The 18995-nt window shown below is 60.9% G+C and carries 20 protein-coding genes; 17 read left to right on the forward strand and 3 right to left on the reverse strand.

Features of this window, described 5'->3' with window-relative positions; genetic code table 11:
• Positions 1-91: 91 nt before the first annotated feature.
• The 17 genes from ODQ19_RS07885 (at position 92) to yegS (ending at position 16739) form a co-directional block, all read left to right on the forward strand.
• A complete protein-coding gene (locus ODQ19_RS07885) occupies positions 92-286 on the forward strand; it encodes a cold-shock protein (protein ID WP_442962731.1) in 195 nt (64 codons plus the stop codon).
• Between the two features lie 314 nt (positions 287-600).
• Positions 601-804, forward strand: coding sequence for a cold-shock protein (locus ODQ19_RS07890; RefSeq protein WP_330209737.1), 204 nt, complete (start codon positions 601-603; stop codon positions 802-804).
• A gap of 134 nt (positions 805-938) precedes the next feature.
• Positions 939-3053, forward strand: a complete 2115-nt coding sequence (gene flhA, locus ODQ19_RS07895) for a flagellar biosynthesis protein FlhA (protein ID WP_019818353.1) — start codon at positions 939-941, stop codon at positions 3051-3053.
• Positions 3054-3064: 11 nt separating this feature from the next.
• Positions 3065-4381: a flagellar biosynthesis protein FlhF gene (flhF, locus tag ODQ19_RS07900; protein WP_019818351.1), complete on the forward strand. Its 1317-nt coding sequence runs from the start codon at positions 3065-3067 to the stop codon at positions 4379-4381.
• Positions 4382-4486: 105 nt separating this feature from the next.
• On the forward strand, positions 4487-5320 hold the full coding sequence (fleN, locus tag ODQ19_RS07905; protein WP_003192912.1) for a flagellar synthesis regulator FleN: 834 nt from the start codon (positions 4487-4489) through the stop codon (positions 5318-5320).
• Positions 5317-6057: an RNA polymerase sigma factor FliA gene (gene fliA / locus ODQ19_RS07910; protein ID WP_003192909.1), complete on the forward strand. Its 741-nt coding sequence runs from the start codon at positions 5317-5319 to the stop codon at positions 6055-6057. Before fleN ends, fliA begins: the two co-directional genes overlap by 4 nt.
• Before the next feature lie 167 nt (positions 6058-6224).
• The gene (locus tag ODQ19_RS07915) at positions 6225-6599 is read left to right on the forward strand and encodes a chemotaxis response regulator CheY (protein ID WP_003192908.1); all 375 of its coding nucleotides are present in this window, start codon (positions 6225-6227) and stop codon (positions 6597-6599) included.
• An 18-nt stretch (positions 6600-6617) separates the two neighbouring features.
• Positions 6618-7406 carry a protein phosphatase CheZ gene (locus ODQ19_RS07920; protein ID WP_003192906.1) on the forward strand — a complete coding sequence of 263 codons (789 nt, stop codon included), beginning with the start codon at positions 6618-6620 and terminating at the stop codon, positions 7404-7406.
• An 11-nt stretch (positions 7407-7417) separates the two neighbouring features.
• Positions 7418-9619: a chemotaxis protein CheA gene (locus ODQ19_RS07925; RefSeq protein ID WP_330209738.1), complete on the forward strand. Its 2202-nt coding sequence runs from the start codon at positions 7418-7420 to the stop codon at positions 9617-9619.
• 48 nt (positions 9620-9667) lie between these two features.
• Complete coding sequence (locus ODQ19_RS07930; protein ID WP_003192904.1) at positions 9668-10798, forward strand: protein-glutamate methylesterase/protein-glutamine glutaminase; 1131 nt, start codon at positions 9668-9670, stop codon at positions 10796-10798.
• The gene (locus ODQ19_RS07935; RefSeq protein ID WP_003192902.1) at positions 10798-11538 is read left to right on the forward strand and encodes a flagellar motor protein; all 741 of its coding nucleotides are present in this window, start codon (positions 10798-10800) and stop codon (positions 11536-11538) included. The genes ODQ19_RS07930 and ODQ19_RS07935 overlap by 1 nt, the downstream gene beginning before the upstream one ends.
• Before the next feature lie 205 nt (positions 11539-11743).
• Positions 11744-12631, forward strand: a complete 888-nt coding sequence (motD, locus tag ODQ19_RS07940) for a flagellar motor protein MotD (protein ID WP_116666951.1) — start codon at positions 11744-11746, stop codon at positions 12629-12631.
• Between the two features lie 51 nt (positions 12632-12682).
• The gene (locus ODQ19_RS07945; RefSeq protein WP_003192898.1) at positions 12683-13471 is read left to right on the forward strand and encodes a ParA family protein; all 789 of its coding nucleotides are present in this window, start codon (positions 12683-12685) and stop codon (positions 13469-13471) included.
• Positions 13471-14262: a CheW domain-containing protein gene (locus ODQ19_RS07950; RefSeq protein WP_096143459.1), complete on the forward strand. Its 792-nt coding sequence runs from the start codon at positions 13471-13473 to the stop codon at positions 14260-14262. The genes ODQ19_RS07945 and ODQ19_RS07950 overlap by 1 nt, the downstream gene beginning before the upstream one ends.
• Before the next feature lie 79 nt (positions 14263-14341).
• A complete protein-coding gene (locus tag ODQ19_RS07955; RefSeq protein ID WP_003192896.1) occupies positions 14342-14824 on the forward strand; it encodes a chemotaxis protein CheW in 483 nt (160 codons plus the stop codon).
• Positions 14825-15217 carry a DUF2802 domain-containing protein gene (locus ODQ19_RS07960; protein WP_098950739.1) on the forward strand — a complete coding sequence of 131 codons (393 nt, stop codon included), beginning with the start codon at positions 14825-14827 and terminating at the stop codon, positions 15215-15217. It begins immediately after the preceding gene.
• 601 nt (positions 15218-15818) lie between these two features.
• Positions 15819-16739, forward strand: coding sequence for a lipid kinase YegS (gene yegS, locus ODQ19_RS07965; protein ID WP_330209739.1), 921 nt, complete (start codon positions 15819-15821; stop codon positions 16737-16739).
• Here the strand turns inward: yegS and ODQ19_RS07970 are convergent.
• The 3 genes from ODQ19_RS07970 to ODQ19_RS07980 form a co-directional block, all read right to left on the reverse strand.
• Positions 16698-17357, reverse strand: coding sequence for a response regulator transcription factor (locus tag ODQ19_RS07970; protein ID WP_330209740.1), 660 nt, complete (start codon positions 17355-17357; stop codon positions 16698-16700). The two genes, yegS and ODQ19_RS07970, sit on opposite strands and share 42 nt — an antisense overlap.
• Positions 17354-18247, reverse strand: a complete 894-nt coding sequence (locus ODQ19_RS07975) for a sensor histidine kinase (protein ID WP_330209785.1) — start codon at positions 18245-18247, stop codon at positions 17354-17356. The genes ODQ19_RS07970 and ODQ19_RS07975 overlap by 4 nt, the downstream gene beginning before the upstream one ends.
• Before the next feature lie 259 nt (positions 18248-18506).
• Complete coding sequence (locus ODQ19_RS07980; RefSeq protein WP_330209741.1) at positions 18507-18953, reverse strand: hypothetical protein; 447 nt, start codon at positions 18951-18953, stop codon at positions 18507-18509.
• Positions 18954-18995: the final 42 nt, after the last annotated feature.

The raw sequence follows: 18995 nt of genomic DNA on the forward strand, positions 1-18995 counted from the left end.
CAGTAGTCAGCTGCCACTTTTCGCAGTGTTATGGGTGGGCAGCAACTTTATCTGAGCAAGTCGATAGAATGTGAGGAGAACGGTAATGGCAATGGGCACTGTGAAGTGGTTTAACGAGGAGAAGGGGATTGGTTTTATTGAACAGGATGGGGGGGGGCCAGATGTTTTTGCTCGTTCCTCGGCAATTGCGGGGGGGGGCAGAAGCCTGGCTGAAGGTCAACGAGTGGAATTTGACGTAGTAGAAGGGCAAAAAGGTCCTCAGGCCGCGAATATACGACCTGCTTAAAGGCTCAAATGTGGGAGGGGCTTGGTTGATCGTTCCCACGCTCCTGCGTGGGAATGCATCCCGTGACGCTCAAGCCGTGCAGACTAGAGAGCGGGTTTCCTAGGGGCAACCCCAAATCCGTGTCAGAAAATTCCTCGATGGCACCTGCTGTACACCCTTCCCACATTTGATGTGCTGTGTTGCTGAGATCCGTCTTCGGAATCCGTCACTGACCTGTCAACGTTGACAGTAGCCACCTTCGCGTCTTGGAGGTTTGATAGGGAACGCCTGTGCGTTTCGTACGGGCCTGGAATCAAGACATTGGGAGAACTGTCATGGCAACAGGTATCGTCAAATGGTTTAACTCGGATAAAGGATTTGGCTGGATCGAGCAGGAGGGGGGTGGGCCGGATGTGTTTGCCCATTATTCCAATATTAACGCCAATGGCTTCAAAGACCTCAAGGAAGGACAAAAAGTGGAGTTCGATGTCACTCAAGGTCAAAAAGGGCCGCAAGCTGAAAACATCCGGCTAATGTAATCCTGACAAAACTCCCGCCGGTATCCCTCAAGCAAAAGTTGGAAGGCTTCTTGCAACCCCGCCTCCAAGTCGCCCTCCAGCGTCAAAACTTTGCTTCAAGGACCCGAGGAATACCGGTGGTAGATCGCTCTCAAATGCTCAACACGGCCCGTGGCACCCTGACTGACCTGTCGCGGGGCAATCTGGGTGTGCCGTTGTTGTTGCTGGTGATGCTGGCAATGATGATGTTGCCGATGCCGCCGTTCCTGCTCGATGTGTTCTTTACCTTCAACATTGCCCTGTCCGTCGTCGTGCTGCTGGTGTGCGTGTACGCGCTGCGGCCGCTGGATTTCGCGGTATTCCCGACCATTCTGCTGGTGGCGACCCTGCTGCGCCTGGCGCTGAACGTGGCGTCCACGCGGGTGGTGATGCTCCACGGCCAGGACGGCCACGCCGCCGCCGGTAAGGTGATCCAGGCGTTCGGTGAGGTGGTGATCGGCGGTAACTACGTGGTCGGTATCGTGGTGTTCGCGATCCTGATGATCATCAACTTTGTGGTGGTGACCAAGGGCGCCGGGCGGATTTCCGAGGTGAGCGCGCGGTTTACTCTCGACGCCATGCCCGGTAAGCAGATGGCCATCGACGCCGACCTCAACGCCGGCCTGATCGACCAGAACCAGGCCAAGTCGCGCCGTGCGGAAGTCGCCCAGGAAGCCGAGTTCTACGGCTCCATGGACGGTGCCAGCAAATTTGTGCGCGGCGACGCCATCGCCGGCCTGTTGATTCTGTTTATCAACCTGATTGGCGGCATGGCGGTCGGTATCTTCCAGCACGGCATGACCTTCGGCGATGCCGGTAAGGTGTACGCCTTGCTGACCATCGGTGACGGTTTAGTGGCGCAATTGCCATCACTGTTGTTATCTACAGCGGCGGCCATCATGGTCACCCGTGCTTCGGGCTCCGAAGACATGGGCAAGCAGATCAGCCGGCAGATGTTCGCTTCGCCCAAGGCCCTGGCCGTGGCGGCGGGCATCATGGCGATCATGGGTATCGTGCCGGGCATGCCGCACTTCTCGTTCCTGAGCATGGCGGCCCTGGCCGGCGGCGCAGCTTACCTGTTCTGGAAAAAGCAGAATCAGGTCAAGGTCCAGGCCGAGCAGGAGATTGCCCGTCAGCAGGATCTGCTGCCATCCCCGGCTCGTGCCCAGGAAACCAAGGAACTGGGCTGGGATGACGTTACGCCCATCGACATGATCGGCCTGGAAGTCGGCTACCGCCTGATCCCACTGGTCGACCGCAACCAGGGCGGGCAACTGCTGGCGCGAATCAAGGGCGTGCGCAAGAAGCTGTCCCAGGACCTGGGTTTCCTGATGCCCACCGTGCATATCCGCGACAACCTCGACCTGGCCCCTAGCGCCTATCGCCTGACCCTGATGGGGGTGATCCTGGCCGAAGCCGAGATCTACCCGGACCGCGAACTGGCGATCAACCCCGGCCAAGTGTTCGGTACGCTCAACGGCATTACCGCCAAAGATCCGGCTTTCGGCCTGGAAGCGGTGTGGATCGAAGTCAGCCAGCGCAGCCAGGCGCAGTCCCTCGGTTACACCGTGGTGGATGCCAGCACCGTGGTCGCCACGCACCTCAACCAGATTCTCTACAAGCACTCCCACGAGCTGATCGGCCACGAGGAAGTCCAGCAATTGATGGGCTTGCTGGCCAAATCGTCGCCAAAACTGGCCGAAGAACTGGTGCCGGGCGTGCTGTCGCTGTCGCAGTTGCTCAAGGTGTTGCAAGCGCTCTTGGCCGAACAGGTGCCCGTGCGCGACATTCGCAGCATTGCCGAGGCCATCGCCAACAATGCCGCCAAGAGTCAAGATACTGCCGCTCTGGTGGCGGCGGTGCGTGTCGGCGTGTCCCGCGCAATCGTGCAAAGCATTGTAGGGACTGAGTCCGAGCTGCCTGTGATCACCTTGGAACCCAGGTTGGAACAAATATTGCTCAATAGTATTCAGAAGGCAGGGCAAGGCCAGGAAGAGGGCGTTTTACTGGAGCCAAGCATGGCTGAAAAGCTGCAGCGTTCGTTGATCGACGCCGCACAGCGCCAGGAAATGCAGGGCAACCCGGTGATCCTGCTGGTGGCTGGCCCGGTTCGCGCGATGTTGTCGCGGTTTGGACGCCTGGCTGTACCGAATTTGCACGTATTGGCTTACCAGGAAATTCCTGACAATAAGCAAGTGACTATCGTCGCGACAGTTGGGCCCAATGGCTGAGGTAGTGGGTTATGCAAGTTAAGCGTTTTTTCGCCGCCGATATGCGTCAGGCCATGAAGTTGGTCCGCGATGAGCTGGGCGCCGATGCCGCGATTATCGGCAACCGTCGGATTGCCGGCGGTGTCGAGCTGACGGCTGCCCTGGATTACACGCCCCAGGCGCTGGCCCCGCGCGTGCCGAACATGGAACTCGAAGACGAGCTGCGCAAGACTGCCTCGCGCATTGTGTCGGCCCAGGCTGAACTGAGCATGCGCGGTGACAGTGATGCCAGCACCAATCGCCAGTTGTTCGCCGGCCTGCCGCTGACCGCCGCCGAGCCTCTGGTTGAACCCACCTTTGTCGAACCGCCGCGTCCTGCAGCGCCTGCCCCGGCCGCCGCAGTGGACCAGCGTGTGATCGACTCGATGCGTTTTGAACTCAACGGCCTGCGTGAATTGCTCGAAGTGCAGCTGGGCTCGCTGGCCTGGACTCAGTTGCAAGGCAGCAAGCCCCAGCAAGCCAACCTGTGGCGTCGCCTGCAGCGCATCGGCCTGTCCGGCCCGTTGTCCCGCGACCTGCTGGCCCTGACCGCCGAAGTCGAAGAACCCCGCCAGGCCTGGCGCATGTTGCTGGCGCATTTGGCGCGCATGATCGCCACGCCGGAAATCGAACCTTTGGAAGAGGGCGGTGTGATCGCCATGGTCGGCCCCGCCGGCATGGGCAAGACCACCACCCTGGCTAAGCTGGCCGCCCGTTATGTGCTTAAGTACGGCGCACAGAATATCGCGTTGGTGAGCATGGACAGCTACCGCATCGGCGCCCAGGAGCAGCTCAAGACCCTGGGCCGCATCCTCAACGTGCCGGTAACCCATGTCGACCCGGGCCAGTCCCTGGCCAATGCCCTCGAGCCGTTGCTGCGCAAGCGCGTGGTGCTGATCGACACCGCCGGCCTGCAAGCCAGCGACCCAGCGCTGCGCATGCAGCTCGAAAGCCTGGCCGGGCGTGGCATCAAGTCGAAAAATTACCTGGTGCTTGCAACCACCAGCCAGAAACAGGTTCTTACCGCTGCCTATCACAGCTACAAGCGTTGCGGCCTGGCCGGCTGCATCCTCACCAAGCTCGACGAAACCGCGAGCCTGGGCGAGGTATTGAGCCTGGCCATCAGCCATGAATTACCGGTTGCCTACCTCACCGACGGGCCGCGGATCCCGGATGATCTGCATCTGCCGCGCCGTCATCAGTTGGTCAGCCGTGCCGTGAGTGTGCAAATGCAAGACGAGCCTAGCGAGGAAGCGATGGCCGATATGTTCGCCGACCTTTACCACCACCCGGCTAAACGGGTGGGTTGAGGCAGGATGAACACCGTGAAATGTACCTACATCGATGGTCTGCAAGCGATTCACGCGGCCAAGCCATGTAGCCTGCGTCTAAGCAAGACAAGGTAAAGAAATAAAATGGGCAGCATGCATCCCGTACAGGTGATCGCGGTGACCGGCGGCAAAGGTGGCGTCGGGAAAACTAACGTGTCAGTGAATTTGTCCCTGGCCCTGGCAGAGCTTGGCCGTCGCGTCATGCTGCTGGATGCTGACCTGGGCTTGGCGAACGTGGACGTTCTCCTGGGGCTGACACCCAAACATACCCTGGCCGATGTGATCGAGGGCCGCTGTGAGCTGCGCGATGTGCTGCTCCAGGGCCCCGGTGGCATCCGCATCGTGCCGGCGGCCTCGGGTACCCAGAGCATGGTGCACCTGAGCCCCGCGCAACATGCCGGGCTGATCCAGGCCTTCAGTGATATCGGCGACAACCTCGACGTGCTGGTGATCGACACCGCCGCCGGCATCGGCGAGTCGGTGGTCAGCTTTGTGCGCGCCGCGCAGGAGGTGCTGCTGGTGGTGTGCGACGAACCCACTTCCATCACCGACGCCTACGCGCTGATCAAACTGCTTAACCGTGACTACGGCATGAACCGCTTTCGCGTGTTGGCCAACATGGCCCAGAGCCCGCAGGAAGGGCGCAACCTGTTCGCCAAGTTGACCAAGGTCACGGATCGCTTCCTCGATGTGGCTTTACAATACGTCGGCGCAGTTCCCTATGACGAGTGTGTGCGCAAGGCCGTGCAAAAGCAGCGTGCGGTCTATGAAGCATTCCCTCGTTCGAAATGCGCACTGGCGTTCAAAGCCATTGCCCAGAAGGTCGATACCTGGCCGCTGCCCGCCAACCCGCGGGGGCATCTGGAGTTTTTCGTCGAGCGTTTGGTGCATCAGACGAGCGCAGGACCGGTGCTATGACATCCAGCGGCTACAACCTTTACAAAAAGTCGGCACGTGACAGCCAGGGCGAATTGATCGAGCGCTATGCGCCGTTGGTCAAACGCATTGCCTATCACCTGTTGGCGCGCCTGCCCGCGAGTGTGCAGGTTGAAGACTTGATCCAGGCCGGCATGATCGGCCTGCTTGAAGTCTCGACCAAATACGACGCCAGCAAGGGTGCCAGTTTCGAAACGTATGCGGGTATCCGTATCCGTGGCGCGATGCTCGATGAAGTGCGTAAAGGCGATTGGGCGCCGCGTTCGGTACACCGCAATACGCGCATGGTCAGTGATGCAATTCGTGCAATTGAAGCAAAAACCGGTCGTGACGCTAAAGATCATGAAGTTGCGGCCGAACTCCAATTGAGTCTCGACGATTACTACGGGATTTTGAACGATACCTTGGGCAGCCGCCTGTTCAGTTTCGACGACCTTTTACAGGACGGCGAACACGAAGGGCTGCACGAGGACGGCGCGAGCGCGCATACGGAGCCGTCGCGCGACCTGGAAGATGAACGTTTCCAGGGCGCGTTGGCCGATGCAATCGCCAATTTGCCGGAGCGTGAGCGGCTGGTGCTGGCGCTGTACTACGACGAGGAGCTGAACCTCAAGGAAATCGGTGAGGTCCTGGGGGTCAGCGAATCGCGTGTCAGCCAGTTGCATAGCCAGTGCGCAGCCCGCTTGCGGGGGCGATTGGCCGAGTGGCGCGCGCGCTGACAGGCAGTGTGGGGGCACTGCAGATGCTGCCGTGAGATCGCAAGGTTTCGCGGCTGTGTGCCGTGGTGCCCTGGGCAGTCCTTTTTGTGTAACGCCTGTTGATTGAAATGGCGCGTCCAGGTGCTGGGCGCGTTTAAGACTGCTTGGAGGTCGAATTGGACAAGAACATGAAAATCCTCATCGTTGATGACTTCTCAACGATGCGGCGGATCATTAAAAACCTGTTGCGTGACCTTGGGTTCACCAACACGGTCGAGGCGGATGACGGCCTGACGGCCATTCCGATTCTCAACAGCGGGAGCATCGACTTTCTGGTAACCGACTGGAACATGCCGGGCATGACCGGTATCGACCTGCTGCGCCACGTGCGCGCCGATGAAAAACTGCGCAGCCTGCCTGTGCTGATGGTGACCGCCGAAGCCAAGCGTGAACAGATCATCGAAGCCGCCCAAGCCGGGGTCAACGGTTACGTGGTCAAGCCATTCACGGCACTGGCCTTGAAAGAGAAGATCGAGAAAATCTTCGAACGCATCCACGGCTAATGCCATCGCGGGGGAGCTATGGAGCATAACGAAACGTCACAGGGCGACTTTGAGTCGACCCTGAAAAAACATGCTCACCAGTTGGTCGACAGCCTGGAAAAAGGCCAGTTCGCCGATGCGGTGCAGTTGATCCATGAGCTTAACCAGACCCGTGACCGCGGCCTGTACCAGGAAGTGGGCAAGCTCACACGCGAGCTGCACAGTGCGATCGTCAATTTCCAGATTGACCCGCGCATGCCCCAGGCCGAAGAAATTTCCCAGATCACTGATGCCACTGAGCGCCTGTCCTATGTGGTCAGGCTGACTGAGGCGGCGGCCAACCGCACCATGGACCTGGTGGAAAACGCCACGCCCCTGGTCAATGGCATGGCCACCGAAGCCCAGGCCTTGAGCCAGGACTGGGGCCGCTTCATGCGCCGTGAAGTCGGTGCTGAAGAATTTCGTGAATTGGCGCGTCGCGTTGACGGGTTCCTGTCGCGCAGCGAACAGGAAAACCGCACGGTGGCCAGCAACCTCAACGACATCCTGCTGGCCCAGGATTACCAGGACCTCACCGGCCAGGTGATCAAGCGCGTGACCCAGTTGGTTACCGAAGTGGAAAGCAACTTGCTCAAATTGGTGCTGATGGCCGGCCAGGTCGATCGTTTTGCCGGCATCGAACATGACCGTGAAGCGATCCTCTCGGAAAAAGATCCACAAAAACATCTCGCCAAGGGTGAAGGTCCGCAGATTCATGCCGATAAACGTGAAGACGTTGTGTCAGGTCAGGATGACGTAGATGACCTGTTATCCAGTTTAGGCTTCTAAGGAGCACCCACATGAGCTTCGGCGCCGATGAAGAAATCCTTCAGGATTTCCTTGTAGAGGCCGGCGAAATTCTAGAGCAACTGTCCGAACAACTGGTCGAGCTGGAAAGCCGACCGGATGATGCGAACCTGCTCAATGCAATTTTTCGCGGTTTTCACACTGTAAAAGGGGGCGCCGGCTTCCTCCAGCTCCATGAGCTGGTGGAGTGCTGCCACATCGCCGAGAACGTCTTCGACATCCTGCGCAAGGGTGAGCGTCACGTTGACTCGGAATTGATGGACGTGATTCTCGAAGCACTGGATGCGGTCAACGGCATGTTCAGCCAGGTGCGTGAACGTGCACCGATCACGGCGGCTACCCCGGAACTGCTGGCCGCCCTGGCGCGCCTGGCCGAACCTGCCGACACCGCGGCTGCGCCGATGGTCGAGGCCGCGCCGGAGCCGGTGGTGCAAGCCGAGCCGGACGTGACCGACAGCGAGTTCGAACAACTGCTCAACTCCCTCAGCGCGGTCAAGGCCGAAGCTGAGGCGCCGGTGCAGCCCGCCGTGACGCCGAGCAGCGAAGACATCACCGACGCCGAATTCGAGTCGTTGCTCGACCAGTTGCACGGCAAAGGCCAGTTCGCGGCGGATGCCGTGGCCCCGCCTGCCGCAGCGTCAGAAGCACCCGCTGGCAACGCCAGCACCGACATTACCGACGACGAATTCGAGGCACTGCTCGACCAACTGCATGGCAAAGGCACCTTTGTGGCCGAAGCCCTGCCCGAGGTGGCGGCCACTGCCGCTGCTGCGCCAGCGGCCAGTGCCGCACCGGCCGGCGACGGGCTGATCTCGGATCACGAATTCGAAGCCCTACTCGACGAGCTGCACGGCAAAGGCAAGTTCAGCGAAGTGGCCCCGGCCGCTGCAGCCCAGGTTGCAGCACCAGCCGCTGCGGCACCGGTTGCTGCCAAACCTGCGCCGGCTGCCAAGCCAGCACCTGCCGCCGCCCCGGCCCCTGCGCGGGCAGCGGCCCCGGCAGCTGCGGAAAAACCCGCCAGCGAAGCCGAAACCACTGTGCGTGTGGACACCGCGCGCCTGGACGACATCATGAACATGGTGGGCGAACTGGTGCTGGTGCGTAACCGCCTGGTGCGCCTGGGCCTGAACAGCGGCGACGAAGCCATGCAGAAGGCCGTGTCGAACCTCGACGTGGTCACCGCCGACCTGCAAACCGCGGTGATGAAAACGCGGATGCAGCCGATCAAGAAAGTCTTCGGCCGTTTCCCGCGCCTGGTTCGCGACCTGGCGCGCCAGCTCAAGAAAGAAATCAACCTGGAACTGGTGGGCGAAGAAACCGACCTGGACAAAAACCTCGTCGAGGCCCTGGCCGACCCGCTGGTCCACTTGGTGCGCAACGCGGTCGACCATGGGGTAGAAACCCCGGAAGAACGCGAAGCCGCCGGCAAGTCCCGCAACGGCAAGGTGATCCTGGCTGCAGAGCAAGAGGGCGACCACATCCTGCTGTCGATCACCGATGACGGCAAAGGCATGGACCCGACCATCTTGCGCAATATCGCGGTCAAGCGCGGCGTGATGGACAAGGACGCCGCCGACCGCCTGACCGACACCGAGTGCTACAACCTGATCTTTGCCCCGGGCTTTTCGACCAAGACCGAGATCTCCGACGTGTCCGGGCGTGGCGTGGGCATGGACGTGGTGAAGACCAAGATCAGCCAGCTCAACGGCTCGATCAATATCTACTCGACCAAGGGCCAGGGCTCCAAGATCGTCATCAAGGTGCCGTTGACCCTGGCGATCATGCCGACCCTGATGGTGATGCTGGGCAACCAAGCGTTCGCCTTCCCGCTGGTCAACGTCAACGAGATCTTCCACCTCGACCTGTCGCGCACCAACGTGGTGGACGGCCAGGAAGTGGTGATCGTGCGCGACAAAGCGTTGCCGTTGTTCTATCTCAAGCGTTGGCTGGTGGCCTCGGCCGCCCATGAAGAACAACGCGAAGGCCATGTGGTGATTCTGTCCGTGGGTACCCAGCGCATCGGCTTTGTGGTCGACCAGCTGGTGGGCCAGGAAGAAGTGGTGATCAAGCCCTTGGGCAAGATGCTGCAGGGCACCCCGGGCATGTCGGGCGCAACCATTACTGGTGACGGTCGCATCGCACTGATTCTCGATGTTCCGAGCATGCTCAAGCGTTACGCCGCACGGCGTATTTGATTCTGGTGGGGCAGGGCGGTCCTGCCCGCCCCGCCTAACGGAGTGTTTATGGCAGTCAAGGTCCTGGTGGTGGACGATTCGGGTTTCTTCCGCCGCCGCGTCTCGGAAATTCTTTCCGCTGATCCAACGATCCAGGTGGTCGGCACGGCCACCAACGGCAAAGAGGCGATCGATCAAGCCATTGCCTTGAAGCCGGACGTGATCACCATGGACTACGAGATGCCGATGATGGATGGCATCACGGCCGTGCGCCACATCATGCAACGCTGCCCCACACCGGTATTGATGTTCTCGTCGCTGACTCACGAAGGCGCGCGGGTGACCCTCGACGCCTTGGATGCCGGCGCGGTGGATTTTTTGCCGAAGAATTTCGAAGACATCTCGCGCAACCCCGACAAGGTCAAACAGATGCTGTGCGAGAAGGTGCACAGCATCTCACGCAGTAACCGTCGCAGTCTGTTCAGTACACCTGCGCCAGCCCCTACGCCTGCGCCCGCAGCGGCGGCGCCCAGTTCGTCGTTTGCGCGCCCGGCGCCTGCGCCCGTGGCCCGGCCGGCGGTAGCACCGGTGCGTGCCGCCGCAGCGCCGAGTGCGCATTCGCCAGCGCCCAAGCGCAAGGCTTACAAGCTGGTTGCCATCGGTACCTCCACCGGCGGCCCGGTGGCCTTGCAGCGTGTACTGACCCAACTGCCGGCCAACTTCCCGGCGCCGATTGTGCTGGTGCAACACATGCCGGCGGCGTTCACCAAAGCCTTCGCCGAGCGCCTGGACAAGCTGTGCCGGATCACCGTCAAGGAAGCCGAGGATGGCGACATCCTGCGTCCTGGCCTGGCACTGCTGGCGCCGGGCGGCAAGCAGATGATGGTGGACGGGCGTGGCGCGATCAAAATCCTGCCGGGCGATGAGCGCCTGAACTACAAACCGTGCGTGGATATCACCTTCGGTTCGGCGGCCAAGTCCTACGGCGACAAAGTTCTGGCGGTGGTGCTCACCGGCATGGGCGCCGATGGCCGTGAAGGTGCGCGCCTGCTCAAGCAGGGCGGCAGCGCGATCTGGGCCCAGGACGAAGCCAGCTGTGTGATCTATGGCATGCCCATGGCCATCGTCAAGGCTGACTTGGCCGATGCGGTCTACAGCCTGGACGACATCGGCAAGCACCTGGTGGAGGCCTGCCTCTGATGGATGTCTTGAGCCTGATCGGCATCACCATGGCATTTGTCGCCATCATTGGTGGCAACTACCTGGAAGGCGGCCACCTCGGCGCCTTGGCCAACGGCCCGGCAGCGCTGATCGTGATCGGTGGCACCGTGGGCGCGGCATTGTTGCAGTCGCCCCTGAGCTCGTTCAAGCGTGCCATGCAGATTTTGGTGTGGATCATTTTTCCGCCACGGGTCGACCTGGCAGGCGGTATCGACCGTGTGGTCAATTGGAGCCTCACTGCCCGCAAGGAAGGCCTGCTGGGCCTGGAAGGCGTGGCCGATGCCGAGCCTGACAGCTACGCGCGCAAAGGCCTGCAACTGTTGGTCGATGGCGCCGAACCGGAAGCGATCCGCAGCATCCTCGAAGTGGATTTCTACACCCAGGAAAGCCGTGACATCAACGCGGCCAAAGTCTTTGAAAGCATGGGCGGCTACGCGCCGACCATTGGCATTATCGGGGCGGTGATGGGCCTGATCCACGTGATGGGCAACCTGGCCGACCCTTCGCAACTGGGCAGCGGCATTGCCGTGGCGTTTGTGGCGACCATCTACGGCGTGGCCAGTGCCAACCTGGTGTTGCTGCCGGTGGCCAGCAAGCTCAAGTCGATTGCCATGCGCCAGTCGCGTTATCGCGAAATGCTGCTCGAAGGCATCCTGTCGATTGCCGAGGGCGAAAACCCGCGCTCCATCGAATTGAAGCTTCAGGGCTTCATGGATTGATGCACATGCACATTGACCTGTGGCCAGTGAGCTTTATGTGGCGAGCGAGCTTGCTCGCGCTGGGCTGCGAAGCAGCCCCAAAACCAGGCACCGCAATCTGTCTGAACACACGCGTTGCCTGGATGGGGGCCGCTTCGCGCCCCAGCGCGAGCAAGCTCGCTCGCCACAGTAAAGCGGCCAATATGGGGCAGGGAGGTAACCGCCTGTGAGCCGTCGCCGTCGCGAGCCTGAAGAACATGTCAACCACGAGCGCTGGCTGGTGTCCTACGCGGACTTCATCACCTTGCTGTTTGCGTTTTTCGTGGTGATGTATTCGATTTCGTCGGTCAACGAAGGCAAGTACAAGATCATTTCCCAGGCACTGGTGGGCGTGTTCAACGATACCGAGCGTGCGCTCAAGCCGATCCCCATCGGCGAAGAACGGCCCAAGACCGTCACCCCGGCCAAGCCTCTGGTCAATGACAGTGATGAAACCGCCGCAGGCATCGGCGGCACCAGCGACCCGCTCAAAAGTATCGCCGACGATATCAGTGCCGCCTTTGGCGACCTGATCAGTTCCAATCAGATGACCGTACGCGGCAACGAGTTGTGGGTGGAGATCGAACTCAACTCCAGCCTGTTGTTCGCCAGTGCCGATGCATTGCCCAGTGACCAGGCGTTCACCATCATCGACAAGGTCGCTTTGATCCTCAAACCGTTTGAAAACCCGATCCACGTGGAAGGCTTCACCGACAATTTCCCCATCAGCACTGCGCAGTACCCGACCAACTGGGAACTGTCCTCGGCCCGCGCGTCGAGCATCGTGCGCATGTTGGCGATGCAGGGTGTGAACCCCCAGCGTCTGGCGTCGGTGGGCTACGGTGAATTCCAGCCGGTGGCCAATAACGCCACGGTCGAAGGCCGTGCCCGTAACCGCCGGGTGGTGCTGGTGGTCTCGCGCAACCTGGATGTGCGTCGCAGCCTGACCGGTACCGGCACCGCCAATGCCACCCCGGATGCGGCGTTGAAGCGTGCTGGCACACAAACTGCACCGCCCGTTGTCAAACCGCCGGTCCGACCGAGTAACGTCAATTCTCCGTCGCTGGCTCAATAACCGTATGCAATGTCTCGGTCGCGCCTGTGCCCGCCGGGAGGAACCAACCGAATGAGAGTCTGGGCAGTTGCCAATCAAAAGGGTGGAGTCGGCAAGACCACCACTTCCATCGCCTTGGCCGGCTTGCTGGCCGAAGCGGGCAAGCGTGTGGTCGTGGTCGACCTGGACCCCCACGGTTCCATGACCAGCTATTTCGGCTACGACCCGGATGCGCTGGAACATAGTTGCTATGACCTGTTTTTGCACAAGGGCAGCGTGCCGGCGGATCTGCCTGGGCAACTGCTGTTGCCCACCAGCAACGACAGTATTTCCCTGCTGCCGTCGAGCACCGCCCTGGCCACGCTGGAGCGCCAGTCGCCAGGCCAGAGCGGCCTGGGCCTGGTGATCGCCAAGACCCTGGCGCAGCTGTGGCAGGACTTCGATTACGCGATCATCGACAGCCCGCCGTTGCTCGGCGTGCTGATGGTCAATGCGTTGGCGGCCAGCCAGCAATTGGTGATCCCGGTGCAGACCGAGCACTTGGCGGTCAAGGGCCTGGAGCGCATGGTCAGCACCCTGGCGATGATCAACCGCTCGCGCAAGCAGGCGCTGCCGTTCAGCATCGTGCCCACTTTGTTCGACCGTCGCACCCAGGCATCCCTCGGCACCTTACGCGTGTTGCGCGATGCCTATCCGGACACCATCTGGAACGGCTACATCCCGGTGGACACGCGCCTGCGTGACGCCAGCCGTGCCGGGCTCACACCGTCGCAGTTCGACGGCAAGAGCCGTGGCGTGCTGGCCTACCGTGCGTTGCTCAAGCACCTGCTGTCGCAACAGCTTGTGGCGCAGGTGGCGTGATGAACCGTCCTGTCGAATTCAAGACTCGCCCGCAACTGGCACTGGAATCCTACCTGGATGCCTTGCTGCAGGATGCGACGGCCGAGGAACTGCCAGAACCGATTCTGGTACTTGAGCCTGCTGTCGAACCCGAAAGCCCGCTGGATGAATTCCAGCAGGCGGTGATGGAAGAACAGGCGCGGGATGCGCAGGTGGTGGAGGCGCCCGTGGTGGTGCCGAGTGCCCCGGCAGTGGTGGCGCCCCCGGTGGTCGAACCGCTGGTGGACGTGCACCTGCCGCCCAGCATCACACCGCCACCGGTGACGGGCGACGGTCGCCCCTCCTGGGCCGCCGAGCCGTTCGAGTGCCTGCTGTTCGACGTCGCCGGGTTGACCCTGGCGGTGCCGCTGGTGTGCCTGGGCTCGATCTATTCTCTGGAAGGCCAGGAGCTGACGCCGCTGTTCGGGCAGCCGGAGTGGTTCCTCGGCATCCTGCCCAGCCAGGCCGGCAACCTCAAGGTGCTGGACACGGCGCGCTGGGTGATGCCCGACCGCTACCGCGATGATTTCCGTCAGGGCCTGCAATACGTGATCTCGGTGCAGGGCTACGAGTGGGGGCTGGCGGTGCATCAAGTCAGCCGCTCGCTGCGCCTGGACCCCAATGAAATCAAATGGCGCAGCCACCGCGGCCAGCGGCCGTGGCTGGCGGGCACGGTGATCGAACACATGTGCGCGTTGCTGGATGTCGCCGAACTGGCCGAGTTGATCGCCAGCGGTGCGGTGAAGGCAATGCCACAGAACAAACGCAGTTGATTGAACAATAAGGGCCGTGCGGTTGCGCGGCCCACTTGCACACACGCCGTCGATAGCGGCATTTGAAGGGGTCAGATGAATGAACAAGTCAGCGTCCGCACAAGGTTTGGATGATCCGATCCTGCAATGGGTGACCTTCAAGCTGGACAACGAAACCTACGGCATTAACGTGATGCGCGTGCAGGAAGTGCTGCGCTACACCGAGATCGCCCCGGTTCCAGGCGCGCCAAGCTACGTGCTGGGCATCATCAACCTGCGCGGCAACGTGGTGACGGTGATCGACACCCGCCAGCGGTTCGGCCTGGACACGGTTGAAGTCAGCGACAACACCCGTATCGTGATCATCGAAGCCGACAAGCAAGTGGTCGGCATCCTGGTCGACAGCGTGGCTGAGGTGGTCTACCTGCGCCAATCGGAAGTGGAAACCGCACCGAACGTGGGTAACGAAGAGTCGGCCAAGTTCATCCAGGGCGTGTGCAACAAGAACGGCGAATTGCTGATTCTGGTTGAGCTGGACAAGATGATGAGCGAAGAAGAGTGGTCGGAACTGGAGAGCATCTGATTGTTCCTTGAGGCAGCGGTGATTGTCCTGGCCCTGTTGTGGGCCGGGACCTTGGCGTTTGTGCTGCGCTATCTGCGCCAGCAACGGGAGTTGGCCTTGCAACAGGCCGAGCGCGATGCAGTGCGTGACCGGCGCATCCTGGAACTGGTCAAGCGCGTTGATCATTTCCAGCAAAGTGCGGTGCGGGTTGGGGATGAAGTGCATGAACTGCGCGCGATTCTCGCGCCGTTGCCCGACAGGTTGGTGCAGTTGGAGCAGCGGGATCCGTCGAACCTGTCGTTTGCCCAGGCGGCCAAGCTGGTCGGCATGGGCGCGACGGTGGATGAGTTGACCCAGTCGTGCGGGCTGACCCAGGCCGAGGCGCAGTTGATGAGCAAGTTGCACAAGAGCTGATTCTCGATAGCGGCCTGGCCGCCGCAGCAATCAACTGTGGGAGCTGGCTTGCCTGCGATGACGGCTTGCCAGCCGACACTTCTCTACCTGACACCCCACCATCCAACTGTGGGAGCGGGCTTGCTCGCGAAGGCGGCCTGGCAGTCAACACTGTTGGATTGTGTACATATCCATTTCTGCGGTAACGGCCACTTAGGGTTCCGCTTTTACAGCGGGTCACTTTGGAAAAGAGCCCCAAAGTAACCAAAGGGCTCTTGCCCCACCACTCGGCACCTCGCTTGGGCTCGGTGTGCCCGAACACAGGCTTGAATCCGTAGCCACGAATTCAAGCCTGCGTTCGGCCAGCGTGGTTTAACGGGGCGCCTAAGAGCAAGAGCAAGATCAAGATCAAGAGCAAGATCAAGAGCGACTCGCTTCGCATCGTGGTTACCTTTGGGCGGCAGATTGGACATCTCTGTCGATTGAACTGCCGCCATCGCAGGCAAGCCAGCTCCCACAGTTTGAGTTGCGTACATCAATCAATTTACTCCAGCCACAGACTTTTCCTCTTCCCCAAAGGTCAACATCCTTCAAGCACCTTTGTCCCAGGAGATACCCCCAAATGACCGCCCCCAAAGTCCTGTTGATCCTCCACGGCAAACAAGCCCTCAACGAGGATGTGCGCGCTGCCGTGCTGGCCCGGCGTGAGCAGGGTGGGGAGCTGGCCGTGCGGGTGACGTGGGAGGGCGGTGATGCCCGGCGACTGGTCAATGAAGCCCTGGCCCAGGGGTACACTCATATCATTGCCGGCGGCGGCGACGGCACCCTGCGCGATGTGGCCGAAGCCATGGCCCATGCCAACACTGACGCCAGCCTGGTGCTGATGCCCCTGGGCACCGCCAATGATTTCGCCAAGGCCGCCGGCGTGCCGTTGGAGCCGGCTGGCGCCCTGGCCTTGCTGGATGTGCCGCCCAAGGCGATTGACCTGGGCCAGGTCGGTGGGCAAATCTTCCTGAACATGGCCACCGGTGGTTTTGGCAGCCAGGTCACGGCCAACACGTCCGAAGATCTGAAGAAGGTCCTGGGCGGTGCCGCGTACCTGTTCACCGGTTTAACCCGCTTCAGTGAATTGAAAGCCGCCTACGGTGAATTGGAAGGCCCGGATTTCCATTGGAAAGGCGAGTTGCTCGCGCTGGGCATCGGTAACGGTCGCCAGGCTGGTGGCGGGCATGTGCTGTGCCCCGGTGCATTGGCTGATGACGGGCTGTTGGATGTCAGCATCCTGCCGGCGCCCCAGGAAGTGGTCGGCACGCTGCGTGAATTGATGAACAACGGCTGGGGCCTGGACACCATGTTCGTGCGCGCACGCCTGCCGTGGGTGAAGATCAAAGTCGCACAAGGCTTGTACATCAACCTCGACGGCGAGCCGCTGGAAGGCGACGACCTGCACTTCGAGGCGCTGCCCAAGGCCCTGCGCGTGCACTTGCCGCTGGGTTCGCCGTTAGTCGTCCAGGCTGATGATCTGCTCACGCACGGCAAATAACACCAGGCCCGCCACGTCAAAAATCTGCAAGCGCTTCATGATCTGCGAGCGATGGGCTTCGACAGTCTTGATGCTCAGGCCCAGGCCGTGGGCAATTTCCCGGGTGGATTTGCCGCGCACGATCAAACGCAGGATTTCCAGTTGACGCGCCGTCAGGCTGTGGCTGTGGGCGACAGGCGCGCTGGGGACCTGGTTACGGATCAGCGCCTGGTTGATCACTGTGTGGGCGATGGCGGGGCTCAGGTAGCGTTCGTTGTTACGCAGGGCCAGCAGGGCATGTTCCAGCTCGTTGGCGGTGGTGTCCTTGAGCAGGTAGCCGTGGGCGCCGGACTCCAGTGCGCGCATGATCAGGTCCGGCTCGGTGTGCATCGACAGAATCAGCACCTTGCACGTGGGGTAAAAACGCTTGAGTTGCTGCAAGGCATCCAGCCCGCCGGTGTGCTTCATCGACAGATCGAGCAGCACGATATCTGGCTGCAAGACACTGTATTGCTCCAGCAGTTGCGCGCCATCGCTGGCTTCGCCAATGACGCTGTAGCCGGGAATATCCAGAATCAGCGCACGCACGCCGGCGCGGATCAAGGCATGGTCATCGACCAGGAGCAGATTGCAGGTCACTGGAGAACCTTATGGGCACTGGCCCGTTCGAGGGCGCGGGGTGCCCAGGGGAAAAGTGCGTGGATGCGTGTGCCTTTGCCCGACTGGCTGCTGACGGACACGGTGCCGCCCAACTGGTGTGCCCGTTCGCACATGCCGGCCATGCCCCGTTGGCCTTCCTTGCCGGGGTCGGCGGCAGGTGCGAAGCCCTGGCCGTCATCGCAGATCGTCAGTGACAGCCCTTCCGGCAAGCGTTGCAGGCGCACCAGCAGGTTGTGCGCGTTCGCATGGCGCAGCATGTTGGTGACCGCTTCCTGGGTGATGCGAAAGGCCGCCACGGCCATTTCTTCGGGAATGCCGGTGAGCCGTTGCTGGCACTCCAGGCTCCAGCACACCTGGGTATTTTCCAGGGTTTTAAGCAGGTGCGCGCGCAGGCTGGCTTCCAGCCCCAGGCTTGCCAGTTGGCGAGGGTTGAGAATGGCGGACACGTCGCGCACCTTGGCCAGGGTTTCGTTGAGCGTGTTACACAGCACCGAGCAATGACTTTGCAGGTCTTGGGGCAGGCGACGCTGCAGCCATTCGCTTTGCAGCTTGGCGGCGGTCAGCAGTTGGCCGATGTCATCGTGCAGCTCGCGGCTGAGGCGGTGGCGTTCGTTTTCCTGGACTTGCAGCAGGCGGTCGGCCAGTTCCTGGGGCTCGAACTTGATGGCTTTGCGCGAATTCCACTGTTGCAGCCCCACCACCACCAGCGTGGCGAAGTTGAGCAGCAGGATCAGCAACGGCAGCGGCGCATCCTGCAGATAGGCCCACAGGCTGGCCAGCAATGAGCACAGGCACAGCGCAAGGGTGAGGCGGCGCACATGGCTGCGGGACACGGACCTGGCGATAAGTGACTTGAAACTGGCGTACATAGCGGATGGAGCCAATGAGGGTTCACTGCGGTGAGACCGGTTGACCGGGCTCTGTTTGGAGTGCGCTGCCAAATCGTCTTTAAGCATGTTGAAGTTAAATCACTTCGAGCGGGGCATAGTACCACCCCGCTTACCGTTGGTCGCCTGATTGGTTTATGGCCCACACAAATACTCTGGGCGTTAATCCCAGAGTTGAAAGCGCAAAGTTGTATTAACGAAGTTGGTTTGTATAATTATTGCGTTGGTGGCTAATTGATATTTATTGCGCGCGTCGATCATGCTGCGGATTGTATTGGTGGTCTTTTTGCGGGATCTGCAAGCTGACCGCCTCAATCAACGACGATTGCTCATCTTCATCCAGGCTCAGCTTGCCAGTACGGATATCGATCAGTTCCAGTTGCCAGGCCAGTAGCGTCAGGCAGGCATGCAAGGCATCCAGTGCCTGGTCATGCAATTGCATCGGGCTCACAGCATTGGCAATCAGGTATTGAATCTGCCGGGAGAACTCGCTGATGGCCTGCAATGCAAGGCAGTCTGCGCTCTCGGCGAGCTTGCTCAGGCTGGCTTTCATGCAGTCGATAGCGTCACTGTCGTTTCGAATCAAATGCAGATGGTTCAAGCACTCTTCTGACCTGATCAGCAGCTTTTCAGCCTCGTGCAGGAACTCGGGAAGTGCAATTTGCCACTCGTTACCGTCGTTCATCATGCAAGTCTCCGCAACGTAAGGTCGGGTGATGAGATGTCGCAC

The organism is Pseudomonas sp. AM4(2022) (assembly GCF_036346515.1).
Lineage (GTDB): Bacteria > Pseudomonadota > Gammaproteobacteria > Pseudomonadales > Pseudomonadaceae > Aquipseudomonas > Aquipseudomonas paracarnis.